The organism is Bradyrhizobium sp. RDI18 (assembly GCF_043203335.1).
Classification (GTDB): Bacteria; Pseudomonadota; Alphaproteobacteria; order Rhizobiales; family Xanthobacteraceae; genus Bradyrhizobium; species Bradyrhizobium retamae.
Window position 1 is genome coordinate 156,690 of the sequence record NZ_JBICRN010000008.1, and the last position, 17,231, is coordinate 173,920.

At 63.5% G+C, this 17,231-nt stretch carries 11 protein-coding genes and 2 pseudogenes; 6 read left to right on the top strand and 7 right to left on the bottom strand.

The window, feature by feature from the left end; translation table 11 throughout:
* Nucleotides 1-175 precede the first annotated feature (175 nt).
* Nucleotides 176-2,512, top strand: a complete 2,337-nt coding sequence (locus ACFXS9_RS09380) for a Tex family protein (RefSeq protein ID WP_392687867.1) — start codon at nt 176-178, stop codon at nt 2,510-2,512.
* Nucleotides 2,513-2,654: 142 nt separating this feature from the next.
* Here the strand turns inward: ACFXS9_RS09380 and glsA are convergent.
* The 4 genes and pseudogenes from glsA to ACFXS9_RS09400 form a co-directional block, all read right to left on the bottom strand.
* Nucleotides 2,655-4,513, bottom strand: a pseudogene (gene glsA, locus ACFXS9_RS09385) (glutaminase A).
* Between the two features lie 22 nt (nt 4,514-4,535).
* Nucleotides 4,536-6,599, bottom strand: a complete 2,064-nt coding sequence (locus ACFXS9_RS09390; protein ID WP_392699696.1) for a TRAP transporter permease — start codon at nt 6,597-6,599, stop codon at nt 4,536-4,538.
* Nucleotides 6,600-6,650: 51 nt separating this feature from the next.
* On the bottom strand, nt 6,651-7,814 hold the full coding sequence (locus ACFXS9_RS09395) for a TAXI family TRAP transporter solute-binding subunit (RefSeq protein WP_392687870.1): 1,164 nt from the start codon (nt 7,812-7,814) through the stop codon (nt 6,651-6,653).
* Between the two features lie 161 nt (nt 7,815-7,975).
* Complete coding sequence (locus ACFXS9_RS09400) at nt 7,976-8,197, bottom strand: acetyl-CoA carboxylase biotin carboxyl carrier protein subunit (RefSeq protein ID WP_057846297.1); 222 nt, start codon at nt 8,195-8,197, stop codon at nt 7,976-7,978.
* Nucleotides 8,198-8,339: 142 nt separating this feature from the next.
* Here ACFXS9_RS09400 and ACFXS9_RS09405 point away from each other — a divergent pair, with 142 nt between their 5' ends.
* Together ACFXS9_RS09405 and ACFXS9_RS09410 are read left to right on the top strand one after the other, a co-directional pair.
* Nucleotides 8,340-9,317: an IclR family transcriptional regulator gene (locus ACFXS9_RS09405; RefSeq protein WP_392687873.1), complete on the top strand. Its 978-nt coding sequence runs from the start codon at nt 8,340-8,342 to the stop codon at nt 9,315-9,317.
* Nucleotides 9,247-10,806: an acyl-CoA carboxylase subunit beta gene (locus ACFXS9_RS09410; RefSeq protein WP_392687875.1), complete on the top strand. Its 1,560-nt coding sequence runs from the start codon at nt 9,247-9,249 to the stop codon at nt 10,804-10,806. The genes ACFXS9_RS09405 and ACFXS9_RS09410 overlap by 71 nt, the downstream gene beginning before the upstream one ends.
* A 103-nt stretch (nt 10,807-10,909) precedes the next feature.
* Here ACFXS9_RS09410 and ACFXS9_RS09415 read toward each other — a convergent pair whose 3' ends face one another.
* On the bottom strand, nt 10,910-12,130 hold the full coding sequence (locus ACFXS9_RS09415) for an MFS transporter (protein ID WP_392687878.1): 1,221 nt from the start codon (nt 12,128-12,130) through the stop codon (nt 10,910-10,912).
* 314 nt (nt 12,131-12,444) lie between these two features.
* Nucleotides 12,445-13,214: pseudogene (locus ACFXS9_RS09420) on the bottom strand (enoyl-CoA hydratase).
* A gap of 133 nt (nt 13,215-13,347) precedes the next feature.
* Between ACFXS9_RS09420 and ACFXS9_RS09425 the strand changes: the two are divergent.
* Both ACFXS9_RS09425 and ACFXS9_RS09430 read left to right on the top strand, forming a co-directional pair.
* Nucleotides 13,348-13,875: a PaaI family thioesterase gene (locus ACFXS9_RS09425; RefSeq protein ID WP_392687881.1), complete on the top strand. Its 528-nt coding sequence runs from the start codon at nt 13,348-13,350 to the stop codon at nt 13,873-13,875.
* A gap of 62 nt (nt 13,876-13,937) precedes the next feature.
* Nucleotides 13,938-14,555: a TetR/AcrR family transcriptional regulator gene (locus ACFXS9_RS09430; RefSeq protein WP_392687884.1), complete on the top strand. Its 618-nt coding sequence runs from the start codon at nt 13,938-13,940 to the stop codon at nt 14,553-14,555.
* Nucleotides 14,556-14,711: 156 nt separating this feature from the next.
* Here the strand turns inward: ACFXS9_RS09430 and ACFXS9_RS09435 are convergent, their stop codons facing one another.
* Nucleotides 14,712-15,626, bottom strand: a complete 915-nt coding sequence (locus tag ACFXS9_RS09435) for a LysR family transcriptional regulator (protein ID WP_392687887.1) — start codon at nt 15,624-15,626, stop codon at nt 14,712-14,714.
* 103 nt (nt 15,627-15,729) lie between these two features.
* Here ACFXS9_RS09435 and ACFXS9_RS09440 point away from each other — a divergent pair, with 103 nt between their 5' ends.
* Nucleotides 15,730-17,226: a CoA-acylating methylmalonate-semialdehyde dehydrogenase gene (locus tag ACFXS9_RS09440; RefSeq protein WP_392687890.1), complete on the top strand. Its 1,497-nt coding sequence runs from the start codon at nt 15,730-15,732 to the stop codon at nt 17,224-17,226.
* The last annotated feature ends 5 nt before the right edge of the window (nt 17,227-17,231 follow it).

Here is a 17,231-nt window from a genome sequence, read left to right on the forward strand (position 1 = left end):
CCTATCTCGGCGTGTTTTCTCCCTTGCAAATCCCGCATGCGCGTTGTTGGCCGGTGGGCCGATCCACAGATCAATTTCTTTCGTGCGGCGGGTTGAAAAATCGATCCGAGATGGTCCATAAGCGGCGTCCCCGCGGCCGGTCCTCCCGCCGCAATCGGCTTTGGAAAGAGGTCGCGTGGCAAATATCAATCGACAGATTGCGCAAGAGCTTGGCGTTCGCGAGGAGCAGATCGCGGCGACGGTCGAACTGCTGGACGGCGGCGCCACGGTGCCGTTCGTGGCGCGCTACCGCAAGGAAATCACCGGCGGGCTCGATGACGCGCAGTTGCGCACCCTGGAAGAGCGCCTGACTTACTTGCGCGAACTCGAAGCGCGGCGGGTGGCGATCCTCGATTCGATCCGCGAGCAGGGCAAGCTCGATGCCGCGCTGGAAGCACAGATTATGGCGGCCGACACCAAGGGCCGCCTGGAAGATATCTATCTGCCGTTCAAGCCGAAGCGCCGCACCAAGGCCGAGATTGCCAAGGAAGCCGGACTCGAGCCGCTGTCCGAGCTGTTGCTGACCCAGCCGCAGAACGATCCGCAGGTCGTCGCTGCCGGCTTTGTCGACGCCGAAAAGCAGGTGGCGGACGTCGCAGCCGCCCTCGAAGGCGCCCGCGCCATTCTGGTGGAGCGATTCGCCGAAGACGCCGACCTGATCGGACGGCTGCGCGAGGAGATGTGGACCAGCGCGCTGATGATCTCCACGGTGCGCAAGGGCAAGAAGCTCGAAGGCGAGAAGTTCAAGGACTATTTCGATTTCAACCAGTCGCTGCACAAGCTGCCTTCACACCGCATCCTTGCGCTGTTCCGCGGCGAGAAGGAAGAAATTCTGGAGCTGCAGATCCAGCCCGAGGCCAATGTACCCGAGGCCGGCGTCCCCAGCGCCTATGAATTGAAGATCATGCAGCGCTTTGGCATCACCGATCAGAAGCGCCCGGGTGACCGCTGGCTGATCGACACCGCGCGCTGGGCGTTGCGGACCAAGATCCAGGTGCATCTCAACATCGACCTGCGGATGCGGTTGTGGACGGCCGCCGAGACCGAGGGCGTGCGGGTCTTTGCCTCGAACCTGCGCGATCTGCTGCTGGCGGCGCCGGCCGGCGCCCGTGTCACCATGGGGCTGGATCCCGGCTACCGCTCCGGCGTCAAGACCGCGATCGTCGATGCGACGGGCAAGGTGGTGGCGACCACAACGATCTATCCGCACGAGCCGCAGCGGCAATGGGATGCGGCACTGGCGACGCTCGGAAAGCTCGCGGTCGCGCATCGCGTCGAGCTCATCGCGATCGGCAACGGCACCGCCTCGCGCGAGACCGACAAATTGGCGACCGAGCTCGTCAAGCTGCTGCCGGATCTCAAGATGTCGAAGATCGTGGTGTCGGAGGCTGGCGCGTCGGTCTACTCCGCCTCAGCCTTTGCATCGGAAGAGCTGCCGGAGCTCGACGTCACCTTGCGCGGCGCGGTGTCGATCGCGCGGCGCCTGCAGGATCCGCTCGCCGAACTCGTCAAGATCGATCCGAAGGCAATCGGCGTCGGCCAATACCAGCACGACCTCGGCGAGGCCAAGCTGGCGCGTTCGCTCGATGCCGTGGTCGAAGACTGCGTCAACGCCGTCGGCGTCGATGCTAATACCGCTTCCGCGCCGCTGCTGGCGCGGGTCTCGGGCATCGGTGCGGGGCTCGCGCAAAGCATCGTGCAGCATCGCGACGCCAACGGGCCGTTCAAGTCGCGCAAGGCGCTCAAGGAAGTGCCGCGGCTCGGACCCAAGGCGTTCGAGCAATGCGCCGGCTTTCTGCGCATCAACAATGGCGAGGACCCGCTGGATTCCTCCGGCGTGCATCCCGAAGCCTATCCGGTCGTGCGTCGGATTCTCGCCGCGACCAAGAGCGATATTAAGGCGCTGATCGGCAATGCCGATGTCGTGCGCCAGTTGAAGCCGCAGGCCTTTGTCGACGAAACCTTCGGCCTGCCGACGGTGACTGACATCCTGCGCGAACTGGAAAAGCCCGGCCGCGACCCGCGCCCGGCGTTCAAGGCCGCGGTGTTCAAGGAGGGTGTCGAGGAGATCAAGGATCTCAAGCGCGGCATGATCCTGGAAGGCACCGTTACCAACGTGGCGGCGTTCGGCGCTTTCGTCGATATCGGCGTGCATCAGGACGGGTTGGTGCACATCTCGGCGATGTCAAAAAACTTCATCAAGGACCCGCGCGAGGTGGTGAAGCCGGGCGACATCGTCAAGGTCAAGGTGCTGGAAGTCGAGGTTGCCCGCAAGCGCATCGCGCTGACGCTGCGGCTCGACGACGAAGTCGGCGCCAAGGGCCCCAAACTGTCTGACAGCAAGATGCGCGAGTACTCCAAGGCGTCGATGACGTCGTCATCACCGCGCAAGCCGCAGGAGCAGGGCGGCGCGCTGGCGGAGGCCTTGCGGCGTGCGGCCGAGAAGAACGGACGAGGGAAGGCGGGGGCGTAGCACGGGAGAGAGCCACGCGGCGTTCCCCGGACGCTGCGCAGCGCGAAGCGGTGCGCTGCTGATCCGGGGTCCATGCTGCGGTTGATGGTGCCGGCTCTGTAGAGCAGCGTTTCACGCTGCACCGCGTCCGGGACACGGAAGTCTAACCCGACGTTAGCAGGTTCAGCCGGGCGTTGGCGAGGATCAGGCGATCGGCCAGCAATTGCGCGAGGTTGCGCATGATGCGCTCGCCGGCGCGCGGATGCTGCTTTCGGAAACGTTCGAAATCGCGCAAGGGGATGTCGTAAGCGCTCGCGGCCATGTCGGCGAAGACGTCGGCGGAGCGGCGCGGCTCCAACAGCGCCATCTCGCCGAACGGCATGCCCGCCGTTAGCGTCGCCAGCCTGATTCCGTCGGGCAGGGTGACATGCACCACGCCGCTCCTGAGAAAGAACAGGAATCGGCGGGATCGCCGGCGGCGATGATCTTTTCGCTCGCCTGATAGGTCCGGATCGACGCGAGCGAGGCGAGATCGGTCAATTCCTCCGCCGTCAGCCCCGCCAGCAGCGATTGCTCGGAGAGTTCGGTCGCCTCGAAGAAGTCGATGGCGCCGCCGTAGCGATAGACGAGTTGGTCTTCCGACCATTCGATGGCGGCGTCGAGCAGGTAATAGTTGCGGATATTGGTGAGGCCTTCGGTCCATTCCGCGATCATCTTCCAGTCCGGCGACGAGCGCCTGATGCCGGACAGAACCACCGTGACGTGGTGCGCGGCGAGCTCGCGGAATTCCTCGGCGAGCAGGCGGGCGCCAGCGCGGGTCATGGCGGTGACGCGGCGCAGGTCGAAAATGACCAATTGCGGGCGGGGCCTGGCCGCAAGCTGGCGCGAGACGTAGTCGACGTTTGAAAACGACAGCGTCCCGACCAGCTCGATCACGCGAACATCCTGGTGGTGGGCGGCGAGGATGTTCTGCTCCTGCGCGCGCCGCACGCGCCGCGAGGGGCTGTTGCCGATGTCGTAGTCGGCGATGATGCTGGTCCGCGCGTCGTCGCTGCGGTTAAGCATGTGAAGATCGTAATGTGACGATAGCGCCTCGCAGACCTTGATGCCGCGCACGCTGTTGCCGTGCTTGTCGAGCTTCGGCGAATAGCTGCCAAGCCCGAGCCGCGCCGGGAGCGCCGCGAGGATGCCGCCGCCAACCCCGCTCTTGGCGGGGATGCCGATCCGGTAGATCCACTCTCCCGCATAATCATACATGCCGGAGCTCGTCATCACGGAAAGCGTGCGCGAGATGGCATACGGCGTCATCACCTGCTCGCCGGTCACGGGATTGATGCCGCGGTTGGCGAGCGTCGCCGCCATCACCGCGATATCACGCGCCGTCACCAGGATGGCGCATTGCCGGAAATAGACCTCCAGGACGGCGGCCACGTTCTCCTTGATGACGGCGTTGGTGCGCAGGAGATAGCCGATCGCCCGGTTGCGGTCGCCGGTCGCGCTTTCGGAAGCATAGACGGCACCATCGACGTCGAGCTCGCGCCCGGCAAACCGGCCCAGCGCCTGCCTGATGTATTCGAATGCCGCATCGCCCTTGGCCTCGTGGATCAGGCCGGAGCAGGAGATCGCGCCGGCATTGACCATGGGGTTGAAGGGATGGTTCTCGGCGTTGAGGCGGATCGAGTTGAAGGGATCGCCCGACGGCTCGACGCCGATGACGCTCTCGACCCGTGCGGCCCCCAGCGTGTCGAGCGCCAGCGCGAACACGAAGGGCTTTGACATCGACTGAATGGTGAAGGGGACCTGCGTGTCGCCGACCTCGTAGACATGGCCGTCGAGGGTGGCGAGGCTGATGCCGAAATGGGCAGGGTCGGCTTTGCCCAGCTCGGGGATGTAATCGGCAACCGCGCCACTGGTTTCGTCAGCGAATTCGGCGTGGCACGCGTGCAGGAACCGCAGCAAGGGCGGCTTCGAGCTGGTCCAGGTCGCAGGGCCTGCCGTGAACGGAAGAGGCAATGGTTTCATCGCCTCTTCTTGTGCAACGCAATCAGGGTGCGCGCAACCGGTCCGACACCAGGGTCTGGCGTCGCACCAGCACCAGCGCGATCAGAACGGTCGGGATCAGGATCGCCAATCCAAGAGAGGTGATCTGCCATTGTGAGAGCGGCATGATGCCGCCGCCGGGTGTCGCGATCACGAAGCCTCCGATCACAAGCAGCACCCGCAGTGGCCATTCCAACGCGTCTGCGGCTCTGAGATCGCCGACAAAGACCTGATAGCCCTGAATACCGCCGCAGATGAACAGCGTGCCGAAGCCTGCCAGCGCCATCAGTCCGAGCCCTTCGAGATACGGGCTTGGTCCTTGGAGCACCAGTGCCGGGTTCAACACGAAGAAGAACGGGATGAAATAGATGATGCTGCCGACCCACATCGATTCCCACCCCGTCTTCATTGCTGGCGAGCCGGCGATGCCGGCCGCGGCAAAGGAGGCGATGGCGACCGGCGGCGTGATCGAGGACAGCATGCCCCAATAGAAGATGAACATGTGCACCGCCATGCGGTTGAGGCCGAGTTTTTCCAGCGCAGGCGCCACCAGGATGGCGAGGAAGATATAGCAGGCCGTCGTCGTCAGCCCGAGCCCGAGCACGAGGCTGGTGAAGGCACACATCACGAGCAGCAGGAGCGCGTTGTCGCCGGCGATCCGCAACAGGTCGTTGGCGAGGCTCGAGACCACGCCGGTCATCGAGAACGCGCCGATCAAGAGCCCGCAACCGGCAAGGATGCCGACCAGCTCGACGAATGTGCGGCCGTTGACCTCGAGGAACTTGCTGATCGTCCCAAGCGTCCAGCGGGTATCCTTGGAGAAGAGCTGGTTCAGCACCAAAAGAAGCGCAGTTGCGTAGAACGGCGCGTGGCTCTCACGCTTGAAGTAGAGCAGCATCACGATCAGCAGCGCGATGACGAAAACGTAGTACCAGCCCTCCTTGATCGTGTCCCATACCTTCGGCAACTCGGCGCGCGGAATGCCCTTCAACCCGTGGCGGGCGGCATAGGAGTCGACCTGCATGAACAGGCCGACATAATAGAGCGTCGCCGGAATGATCGCGGCAATTGCGACCTCGGCATAGCTGACGTTGAGGAACTGCGCGATGACGAACGCGGTCGCGCCCATCACCGGCGGCGCCAGCACCGCACCGGTCGAGGCGCAGGCTTCGATCGCGGCGGCATAGGAGGCGCGGAAGCCGCTCTTCTTCATGACGGGAATGGTCATGGTGCCGGCGGTCAGCACGTTGGAGATGATCGAGCCCGACATCATGCCGAGCAGGCCGCTGGCAAAGATGCAGACCTTGGCGGCGCCGCCGCGGAAGGTGCCGCACATCGCAAACGAAAGGTTGATGAAGAATTTCCCGGCGCCCGTCATCATCAGCGCCGTGCCGAACACCAGAAAGCCGATCACGGTATCTGCAAAGGCCTGGATCGGAATGCCGAGCAGGCTTTCGCCCGAAAGCACGTGATACGCGGTCGCTTGTTCGAGTGTCGATTGGGTGCCGCGAAACGGCCCCAGCCACGTCGCATCGGCGAACAGGGGATACACCGTAAACGGCAGCACGCTCAGCAGCAGGCTCCAGCCGCCGGTGCGCCGCAACGCCTCCATCAGCACGACCCACATGATGACGCCGGCGACGATCACGTAGGTCGGCGCGCCGCCGAATTCCCAACCGGCTTCCGCCGCCTTGCGGACGCTGCGCATCAGGAGGATTGCGCAGGCGAAAGTGGCGACAAAAAGCAGGATGTCATACCAGGGAATTCGATCGAGCGGCGCGCTCCCGGTCCCCGGAAAGATCAGGAACGTGAACGGCAGCATCAGCGCGATCAGGAGATAGAAGTACTCGGTGTTGAGTTGGGTGTAGCCGAGGAAGAAGCGCAGGGAGAATTGCTGGTTGATGCACAGCAGGATGGTTACCGCGGTTGCAACCACCAGCGCCCAGCGCCACGCCCCGCGCAATGTCCGCACCCGCGTGACTTCGGCTTCCTGCATGTTGGCATGCGGGTCGTCGAACTCAATTCGTTTTGCAGGCGCGGCTACGCTATCACTCGCAGCAGGTGACATCATTCCCCCTAGACGGTATTCGCCTTAGGCCCCAAGGCGAGTTTAGCAGCGCTATTCAAAGCCGTTGGGCATGCTCGCCTTTGCCAGCGCCGCGGCCCGCGCCTTCATCCAGCCTTCGAGAAACGCCTTGTCATCCGATGGCGGGCTGGACTTGCCGTAGTCCGTCCATGCGGCGGCCAGCACTTGCTGGCGCTTCAGCAATTCCTTGTTGTAGGCTTCCTGTGCGTCGGTCCATTGACCGGCTTCCTTCAGCGCCTTCGCGGCGCCGGGATGCACCGGAACCACCCAGTTCTTGGTCTGCCGGTCGGCCGCAAGACCAGCCGCGCCCGGCGCGGAATCCTTATAGGCGTCGTAGCCCGTGATCATCGCCTTGGTGATGGCATAGACCTCGTCGGCAGGCAGCGTCCCGTATGCCATGAAAATCGGGTAGGGATAGTTGCCGAGCTCGATCGGCTTGTCCTTGGAGATGCCGGCGCCGCAGGTCGCGACGTGCGGGAAGAAGAACGAGCCAACCTTTTTCACGCGCTCCCACCCGGCCTTGTCGTTGTGGGGCAAGGGCGGCCAGATGATGCCGCGCGGTGATGTCTCGAGTTCCTTCGCCGGGCCGGTGATGGTGGTGGCGAAAGCAGCGTCGACGTCGTTGTTGATCATACCCTTCCACATCGCGCCGTAGCTCGAGAACTCGACGACCTTGACGTCGCTTTGCTTGAGGTCGCCGAAAGCCAGAATGGCGAGCGCGTTCTGATTCAGCGCCGGCGAACCGACCACAAAGCCCACGCTCTTGCCCTTGAGCTGCTTGATCTCGGTCACACCGGAATCCTTTGCGACGCCGAGCGTGGCGGCGTTGCAATCGACCGTGGACAGCACGAGTTGCAGCGGCTGCGGACCCCATTCCTTGGTACCGAATTCGAACACGCCTTCCTGAGCGAAATAGGTGCCGGAACCCATCGCGGACATGGCCGCGCGCTTGGCGCGCAGCGGCGCCAGTCGCGCCACGTCGTTGCCGGCCGGCAGCACGCGGACGTCGGTGCCGTATTTGTCCTTCATCATCTTGCCAACGCCGACGGCGATGTTGAAGCCTGCGGTTCCGGTGTCATAGGCGGTGACGACCATGGTCGGCGGCAGCTTGACGTCGTCCGCATAAGCCGCCGGCAACGTCAGCCATGAGATGCCTGCAAGGGCGAGCGGCGCGAGCGCCTTCAAGCGGTAAGTCATAATTTTCCCCTCAGATTGTTTCGCTATGCGAAAATTGTCTCGTTAGCATCGATCATGTCATCGGCGGCTGGCGATGGCAACGTCACGTGCGTACACGTCAATACCAGAGCTGGACAGATTGTCGCGGAACTCATTCCAAAAAAGTTTATGCCGTGATCCGGTTAAGCTTCGATGATCGCGACAACCTGTCCTTCGGCGATAACGTCGTCGAGTTTGACCAGGATGGCCTTGATCTTTCCGGCCGTCGTCGACGTCACCGGAATTTCCATCTTCATGGCTTCGACGAAAGCGATCTCGTCGCCGTCGCCGACATTGCCACCAGTTGCGACGGGAAGCGCGCACACGCGTCCGGCGACTTCGGTGACAATCTTGATCTCTGGCATTGCCGTTCTCCGGGGGACCGTCTGACGGACTGACTGTCCTCGTGAACGGCTTTTTTGTTGTGGCCGCAGATTGCCTGAGGTAGTTTGTTCTGCAAGTGGAATTTTGTTCCGCAGGGCGGAATTAGGCCATGGAGCCATAACAATGGGAAGACGCTCGGAAAGGCTTAGCAAACAGGGAATGCTCGCCAGCGATCTGGCGGGCGAGGGTGACGTGATCCAGGTGGTGTCGCGGGCGTTCGACGTCTTGCGCTGCTTCGAGGGTCATGAAGCGAGACTAGGCAATCTGGAAATTTCCAGCCGCTGTGGTCTGCCGCGGTCGACCGTATCGCGGCTCACCCACACGCTGACGCGGATGGGCCAGCTCGTCTATCTGCCGCGCGACCAGAAATACCGCATCGGTCCAAGCGCGGTGGCGATGAGCACCTCGATGATGAAGGGGTTGCAGCTTCGCAATCTGATCAGGCTGCGTCTGCAGGACGTCGCCGATCAATTGCCGGGTACCGTCGGCTTCGTGATTCCTGATCGCTATCATCTTGTCTATCTCGAATTCGCGCGCGCGGCGAACGCGCTCGGCCTGCACGAAGGCACCGGCAGCCGCATCTCCATGACGAGCACCGCGGCCGGCTTTGCCTACACCGCAGCGCTCGACACCGACGTCGGCGACGCCTTGATCGCCGAAATGGAGCGCGAGATCCCGGCAGACGCGGCGCTGTTGAAGGCGCGCATCGAAGACAACCGCCGCTATTTGCGCGAACACGGCTATGTCGTGGGCTGCGGCACCTGGAGTCCGCATATCAACGGGTGCGCGGTGCCGGTGTGGTCGCCGCAATATCAAACCTTTGTCGTCGTGACGATCGGCCTTCTCGCCGCGATGTTTGACGAGGAGCGGTTGCACCAGGAAGTGGCGCCGCAGATGCTCGAACTTGGCGTTGCGATCGGCGGCCTGCTGGAAGGCGCCGAGGGCGACATCTTCGCCAACCGGATCGAAAGAAAGCCGCTTCCGGTGCCGGCCCATAATAACAACAAGATCATCAAGACGGAGGATACGAATGAACTGGAAGCCGGAGCTCGACGAGCTCGCTCGGCGCGAAGCGTTCGCGCGCGAGATGGGAGGCGTTGACAAGGTCAAGCGCCAGCATGACCAGGGCCGGCTCACGGTTCGTGAGCGCATCGACAAACTGATCGACAAGAATTCCTTCCACGAGATCGGCGCGATTTCCGGCATCGCCGAATACGACGAAAACAGCGAACTCAAGCGCCTGACGCCGGCCAACTGCGTGTTCGGCCGCGGCAGGATCGACGGCCGCACGGTGGTTGTCGTCGGCGACGATTTCACCGTGCGCGGCGGCTCGGCCGACGCCTCGATCTCGGCCAAGCCGCTGATGGCCGAGGAGATGGCGCATGATTTTCGCCTGCCGATCATCCGCGTCATCGAAGGCTCGGGCGGCGGCGGCTCGGTGAAGACGATCGAGACGCGCGGGGCTGCGAATCTGCCCGGCGGGATCGGCGGCACGCGCTGGTATTGGTTCACGACGGCGAACATGGCGCGCGTGCCCGTGGTCGCGCTCGGGCTCGGTTCGGTGGCGGGCCTTGGCGCGGCACGGCTTGCCGCTAGCCATTATTCCGTCATGACCCGAAATTCCGCGATGTTCGTCGCCGGCCCGCCGGTCGTAAAACGCCTCGGCCAGGACCTGACGAAGCAGGAGCTTGGCGGCGCCGAGATCCAGACGCGCGCCGGCGGCGTCGATGATGCCGTCGATACCGAGGAGGAGGCGTTCGAACGCGCCAGGCGTTTTCTGTCCTATCTGCCGTCCTCAGTATACGACCTGCCGCCGACCACGACCTGCAGCGACGATTCCGAACGCGCGGAAGAATCGCTGTTGAAGGCGGTGCCGCGCAATCGCCGCCAAGTCTACAAGATGCGCCCGATCATCGACGCCGTCGTCGACAAGGGCTCGTTCTTCGAAGTGAACGCCAATTTCGGTCGCCCGATCATCACGGGCCTTGCCCGGTTCGAGGGCCGCGCGGTGCTGCTGCTCGCCAGCGATCCTTTCCATTATGGCGGGTCGTGGACAGCGGAAGCCTGCCAGAAGGTGGTGCGCTGGGTCGATTTCGCCGAGACCTTCCATCTGCCGGTTGTCTATCTCATGGACTGCCCCGGCTTCATGATCGGGCTCGAGGCCGAGAAGTCGGCGACCATCCGCCACGGCGTGCGGGCGATGGCGGCGGTCAACCAGTCGACCGTACCCTGGTGCACCATCATCGTGCGCAACGCGTTCGGCGTCGCCGGCGTCGTGCACCAGCCGGCCAACCGCTATTCGATGCGCTATGCCTGGCCATCGGCCTATTGGGGCTCGCTGCCGCTCGAAGGCGGCATCGAGGCCGCTTACCGCGCCGATATCGACGGGTCGGATGATCCGGCCGCGAAATTGAAAGAGATCGAGGAACGCCTCAACAAGCTGCGCTCGCCGTTCCGCTCTGCCGAGAAATTCTGGGTCGAGGAGGTGATCGACCCGCGCAAGACGCGTTCGCTGCTGTGCGAGTTCGCGCGACTCGCCGAACGGATCCGCACGGTGGGTCCGCCGAGCAACATGTCGACGCGGCCGTAGCAAATTGTAGGGTGGGCAAAAGCGCAGCGTGCCCACCATTCTGTGCCGATGAGGAAAGATGGTGGGCACGGCGCAAGTGCGCCTTTGCCCACCCTACGAATACTCACGCCGTCACAGGCTTCGGCCGCGAGATCGCGAGCACAATCAGCGCCGCCACCACGCAGAGCGTGCCGGCAACGAAGAACGCCGGCAGGTAGGTCTGCAGCACCGTCCGCGACAAGCCCGCACCGAAGGCGGCGACGCCGGCTCCGAGTTGATGACCGGCAAAAATCCAGCCGAACACCAAATTGGCGCGTTCGGGGCCGAACCGCTGGGTAGTGAGCCGCACCGTCGGCGGCACGGTCGCGATCCAGTCGAGCCCGTAGAACATCGCAAACAGCGAAAGGCCGTAGAGCGTGAAATCGGAGAACGGCAGGAACAGCAGCGACAGGCCGCGCAGCCCGTAATACCAGAACAACAGCCAGCGATTGTCGTAGCGGTCCGACAGCCAGCCGGAAGCGATGGTGCCGACGAAATCGAATATGCCCATAGCAGCCAGCAGGCTCGCCGCCTGCACCTGCGGGATGCCGAAATCGAGGCACATCGGAATCAGGTGAACCTGGACCAGACCGTTGGTAGAGGCGCCGCAGATGAAGAAGGTGGCGAACAGGATCCAGAACACACCCGACTTCGAGGCATCGCGCAGCGTGCCCAGCGCCGCCGCCATGATCGGGGTGTTGTTTGGGGGAGGGACCGGCAGCGGCTCGGTGCCTTCGTCGCCGAATGGCCTTAAGCCCACATCGCTCGGCCGGTCACGCATGATCATCAGCACGGCGAAGGCCGCGACGCCGAGCATCACGCACACCAGGCCCAGCGCGATCCGCCAGCCGTAAGCTTCGGTCAGGCTCGCCAGCAGCGGCAGGAAGGCGAGTTGCCCGGTGGCGACGCTCGCGGTCAGGATGCCGACGACGAGACCGCGCCGCGCCACGAACCAGCGCGCAGCAATCGTTGCGCCCAGCACCAGCGCCGTCATGCCGGTGCCGAGCCCGATCACCACGCCCCACAGCAGCATGAGCTGCCAGACCTGTGTCATGGCCAGCGACGCCACCAGGCCGGAGACGACGATCAGCAGCGCCAGCAGCGTGACATTGCGCAGCCCGTAGCGGTTCATGAGCGCGGCGGCAAAGGGCGCCATCAGCCCGAACAGGATGAAGCGGATCGAGAGCGCGGAAGAAATCTCCGCCGTCGTCCAGCCAAATTCCTTCTGCAACGGCACGATGAAGACGCCGGGCGCGCCGACCGTGCCGGCCGAGATCAGGGCGGTGAGGAAGGTCACGGCGACCATCACCTAGCCGTAATGGATATTGCGGCGGGCGAGGGCGGCTGACAGCCAGTTCGAGATCATTGGGGGCTCGGAGGATTCGGGTGGGAAGGTTTGCTTAAGGCGGCTTTACGCATTCTGACGTGACAGTAGTCTGACTTGAATGTCGTACTTCCCTCATTTCAGGACATAGTCAGGACGAAGCCGCGATTGGATTATGGGCATAATATTATACACGGCAGAAACCGCAACCAGGCAATCCAATCAAAGATCTCACCATTCGCATGATAGAAATTGATCGATCGGCAGGGCCGACGAACCGGCCGGCGTCCCTTCGTCTATTTCTTGCGGTCGAGAAATCCCTGCATCAGCCGCTGCGGCTCGCCGGTCAGGAAGGACTTTCCGAATACGCCGACGCTCAAGTTGACGGACTCCGTCAGCGGCAGTTCCTCCCATTGCCGTAGCAACTCCTTCTGCGAACGCAGCGCTTCGGGCCCGCATTCGAGCAGCGCCTTCACGGTATGCTCGACCGCGGCATCGAGCCCGCCTTCCTTGGCGACCACATCGACCAGGCCCCAGGCGAGCGCGGTGGGCGCGTCGATATTTTCTGCCGTCATGACCAGCCAGCGCGCGCGGCCCAGCCGATCAGCCGCGGCAGCAGCGCGGCGTGGATCACCGAGGGGATGCCGACGCGCACTTCCGGCATCCCGAATTTGGCATCGTGGGCCGCAATCCGGAAATCGCAGGCGGCGGCGACTTCCAACCCGCCACCAAGGCACCAGCCGGGAAGCCGCGCGATCACCGGCGCCGGAAAGTGGCGCACTGCCTCGCAGAGGTCGCGCAACCGCGTGATGAAGGCTTCCGCCGATTTCTGGTCGAGCTTCGCCATCTCCTTGATATCGGCGCCGCCGATCATGCTCTTCTCGCTCTGTCCGGCGAGGATGACCGCGCGAATGGTGTTGTCGCCGGCGAGCCTCTCGAACCCTTCGCGCATGCCGTCGGTGACGGCGGAGGAGAGGATGTTGAGAGCGCCCGCATTGCAGATCGCGAGGCGAACGACGCCTCTGTCGTCGCGGTCGATGCCGCAATGAGGATTGAGCATTTCCATTCTGTTTTTCCGGGCTTGTTCTGTCGGTGATCTCACTTCCGGGACATTGCGCCGGCTTGTCAAGGGCGGGCGAGGGCATTGCGCGACAGCTCGCACCGATATAGAATTATGATCGTCATCTAAAGGAGCCGCCATGACTACTGTCGATCTGTTTTCGTTCGATATGCGCAGGCATCGGGTGGTGGAATGGCAGGCGCCGGGACCGATTGCCCGGGCGGCATCCGGAATGTCCGGGCTCGAGACCATGTGCGCGATCCGCGACGGCATCCTGCCACCGCCGCCGATGGCGCGGCTGATCGGTTTCGAGATGCGCATCGCCGAGCCCGGCCGGATCGTGATGGAACTGGATCCGGATGAAAGCCTCGAAAACACCATCGGACTGCTCCACGGCGCGACGGCCGCGGCGCTGCTGGATACTGCCATGGGTTGTGCCATCACCACCATGCAGCCGGCGGGACAGACCTCGGTCACGCTGGACCTCAAGCTGACCTATCTGCGGCCGTTGTCGGTGCGGTCGGGCGCGATCTCGGCGGAAGGCAAAGTGATAAAGTTCGGCCGCCAGACCAGCTATGCCGAAGGCTTCGTCCGCGACCGTGCAGGCAATCTTGCAGTGCACGCGACCGGAACGTTCACGATGATCGGCGTTGAAAAGGCGAATTAGATGCAGCTTTTCCCGCGTACAACTGCTATTATATGACCAGGGACATTTAATGGGATGCGTTGATGCGTTATTCGAAAGAGCACAAGCTGGAGACCCACGCACGGATCGTGAAAAAAGCCTCGGTGCGACTTCGCGAAAAGGGTGCGCATGGCATCGGCGTCGCCGACCTGATGAAGGAAGCGGGCCTGACCCATGGCGGCTTCTACGCGCATTTCGATTCCCGCGAGGCGCTCGTCATCGAGGCTTTTGCCTATGCGATGGACCGCTCGGTCGAGCATTGGCGAAAAATCGCCGCTGAAACGCCGCCGGAGAAGCGGCTGTCGACGATCATCGATTCCTACGTCTCGACGGTTCATCGCGACGATCCCGGCCGCGGTTGCGCCGTTACGACGTTAGGTGCCGAGATCGCCCGGGAAAGCGCGAAGACGCGCAAGGCCTTTGCCACCAAGCTGGAGCAGTTGATCGATGTGATCGCCGACCAGATTCCGGACGTGCCGCGCAAGACGGCCCGCAGGCAGGCGATGGGCACGCTAGCGACGATGATGGGTACGCTGGTGATGTCGCGCGTGGCCGGCAGCGGTGAACTCTCCGACGAAATTCTCCTCGCCGGCCGCGATGCGGCGCTGACGCGCGCCGAGGCGAAGCCGGCTGCGAAGAAGACGCGGGCGAAGGTGAATTAGAATCGACGGCCTCTCCACGTCGTCCCTGCGCACGCAGGGACCCATACGCCGCGGCCGATGGAAGGGGCACGCGGGGAGGCAGCTTTTATCGCCATTCACATCGGTGGGTATGGGTCCCTGCGTGCGCAGGGACGACGGTGGTTCTGTGCCAGGCCGTCACCGCCCGCCAAACAGCGCGCGCTCGCTTTCCACCGTCTCGTGGATGTAGTCGGCCACCGCCCTGATCCGCGCCAGGTCCTTGCTGTCGGCGTGCATCAGCATCCAGAACGTGCGCGAGATCCTGACCTCGTCGGGCAGCACTGCGCGCAGTTCGGCATGCGCCTTCGCCATGAAATGCGGCAGCACCGCAATGCCGAAGCCGGCAATGGTGGCGTTGAGCTGCGCGATCAGATTGGCGCTGCGAAATTTGGCCGAGATCTTCGGCGAAACCTGGGGCAGGTAATCCAGCTCGGGCGTGAACAGCAGTTCCTCGATGTAGCCGACGAAGCGATGTCCCGGCAGGTCGCCGCGGGAAGTGATTTTCGGTGCCCGGTCGAGATAGGCCGGCGCGGCATAGAGCCCGAGGCTGTAGTCGAGCAGCTTGCGCCCGACGATCCGGCCCTCCTTGGGCATGGAGAGGCTGATCGCGATGTCGGCCTCGCGCTTCGACAGGCTGAACAGCCGGGCGGTGGCGACGAGCTGCAGGTCGAGATCGGGATACCGCTCGGTGAATTTCAGAAGCCGCGCCGCCAGAAAATGGCTGCCGAACCCGTCGGGGGCGCCGATCCGGACCGTGCCGGTGAGCTGGGCGCGCGATCCGCCGACCGCCTCCTGGTTGGCGACGATGGTGGATTCCATCGCTTCGGCACTATCGGCGACGCGCTGGCCGGCTTCGGTCAGGAGGTAGCCGGTCTTGCGGCGGTTGAACAGTTTTGCGGAGAGATGCCGTTCCAGCCGGTCGACACGGCGGATCACGGTGGCATGATCGACCGATAGCTGCTTGGCGGCAGCGGAAACCGAGCCGCCGCGCACGATCGCCAGCACGAAACGGAAGTCATCCCAGTCGATCGTCTTGGTGCCTTGATCCAGCATTTCCGCACATCTATGGTGCAATATATCGGACTTGTATCCCAAGAAATGCAGGTCAAAAAGGGGCTCGAAAGCGATCCCAGACGGGACCTTAGGGAGATCATTCATGCGCTCAATCGGACACTTTATCGGCGGCAAAGAGGTCAAGGGAACGTCCGGCCGGACGGCCGACGTGTTTGAGCCGATGACCGGCGACGTCCAGGCCAAGGTGGCGCTGGCCTCAAGAGCAGAAGTCCGTGCGGCCGTCGAGAACGCCGCGCTTGCCCAGCCCGAATGGGCCAACACCAATCCGCAGCGCCGCGCGCGGGTGATGATGAAGTTCGTCGAGCTGGTGCAGCGCGACTATGACAAGCTCGCTGAGCTCCTGGCACGCGAGCACGGCAAGACAGTTCCTGACGCCAAGGGCGACATCCAGCGCGGCCTCGAAGTCGCGGAATTCGCCTGCGGTATTCCGCATTTGCTGAAGGGCGAGTACACCGAAGGCGCCGGCCCCGGCATCGACATCTACTCCCTGCGCCAGCCGCTGGGCGTCGTCGCCGGCATCACGCCGTTCAATTTCCCGGCGATGATCCCGATGTGGAAGTTCGCGCCCGCGATCGCCTGCGGCAACGCCTTTATCCTGAAGCCTTCGGAGCGCGATCCCGGCGTGCCGATGCGGCTGGCCGAATTGATGATGGAAGCGGGGCTGCCGCCCGGCATCCTCAACGTCGTCAACGGCGACAAGGAAGCCGTCGACGCCATTCTCGACGACCCCGATATCAAGGCGATCGGCTTCGTCGGCTCGACGCCGATCGCGCAATACATCTATGAGCGCGCCGCCCAGACCGGCAAGCGCTGCCAGTGTTTTGGCGGCGCCAAGAACCACGCCATCGTGATGCCCGACGCCGACATGGATCAGACGGTCGACGCGCTGATCGGGGCCGGTTACGGCTCGGCCGGCGAGCGCTGCATGGCGGTCTCCGTCGCCGTTCCCGTCGGCAAGACCACCGCCGACCGCCTGATGGAAAAGCTGATCCCGCGCGTGGAGTCGCTCAAGATCGGAACCTCGGTCGATCCGTCCGCCGATTACGGCCCGCTGGTCACCCGCGAAGCGGTCGAGAAGGTGAAGAACTACATCGATATCGGCATCAAGGAAGGAGCCACGCTCGCCGTCGACGGCCGCGGCTTCAAGATGCAGGGTTACGAGAAGGGTTTTTATCTCGGCGGCTCGCTGTTCGACAACGTCACCAAGGACATGCGGATCTACAAGGAAGAGATCTTTGGCCCGGTGCTCTCGGTGGTGCGCGCCCATGACTACAAGGAAGCCCTCGCACTGCCGTCCGAACATGATTACGGCAACGGCGTTGCGATCTTTACCCGCGATGGCGACGCGGCGCGTGACTTTGCCGCCAAGGTCAATGTCGGGATGGTCGGCATCAACGTGCCGATCCCGGTCCCGATCGCCTACTACACCTTCGGCGGCTGGAAGAAGTCGGGCTTCGGCGATCTCAACCAGCACGGTCCGGACTCGGTCCGCTTCTACACCAAGACCAAGACGGTGACCTCGCGCTGGCCGTCCGGCGTCAAGGAAGGCGCGGAGTTCTCGATTCCGTTAATGAGGTAATGGTG

Excerpts from the sequence above, each read along its gene's own strand:
- ACFXS9_RS09440 (WP_392687890.1), top strand. The coding sequence starts at position 15,730 with ATGCGCTCAATCGGACACTTTATCGGCGGCAAAGAGGTCAAGGGAACG.
- ACFXS9_RS09400 (WP_057846297.1), bottom strand. The coding sequence starts at position 8,197 with ATGCCAGAGATCAAGATTGTCACCGAAGTCGCCGGACGCGTGTGCGCG.
- ACFXS9_RS09395 (WP_392687870.1), bottom strand. The coding sequence starts at position 7,814 with ATGACTTACCGCTTGAAGGCGCTCGCGCCGCTCGCCCTTGCAGGCATC.
- ACFXS9_RS09405 (WP_392687873.1), top strand. The coding sequence starts at position 8,340 with ATGGGAAGACGCTCGGAAAGGCTTAGCAAACAGGGAATGCTCGCCAGC.
- ACFXS9_RS09390 (WP_392699696.1), bottom strand. The coding sequence starts at position 6,599 with ATGTCACCTGCTGCGAGTGATAGCGTAGCCGCGCCTGCAAAACGAATT.
- ACFXS9_RS09430 (WP_392687884.1), top strand. The coding sequence starts at position 13,938 with ATGCGTTATTCGAAAGAGCACAAGCTGGAGACCCACGCACGGATCGTG.
- ACFXS9_RS09435 (WP_392687887.1), bottom strand. The coding sequence starts at position 15,626 with ATGCTGGATCAAGGCACCAAGACGATCGACTGGGATGACTTCCGTTTC.
- ACFXS9_RS09410 (WP_392687875.1), top strand. The coding sequence starts at position 9,247 with ATGAACTGGAAGCCGGAGCTCGACGAGCTCGCTCGGCGCGAAGCGTTC.
- ACFXS9_RS09415 (WP_392687878.1), bottom strand. The coding sequence starts at position 12,130 with ATGGTCGCCGTGACCTTCCTCACCGCCCTGATCTCGGCCGGCACGGTC.
- ACFXS9_RS09425 (WP_392687881.1), top strand. The coding sequence starts at position 13,348 with ATGACTACTGTCGATCTGTTTTCGTTCGATATGCGCAGGCATCGGGTG.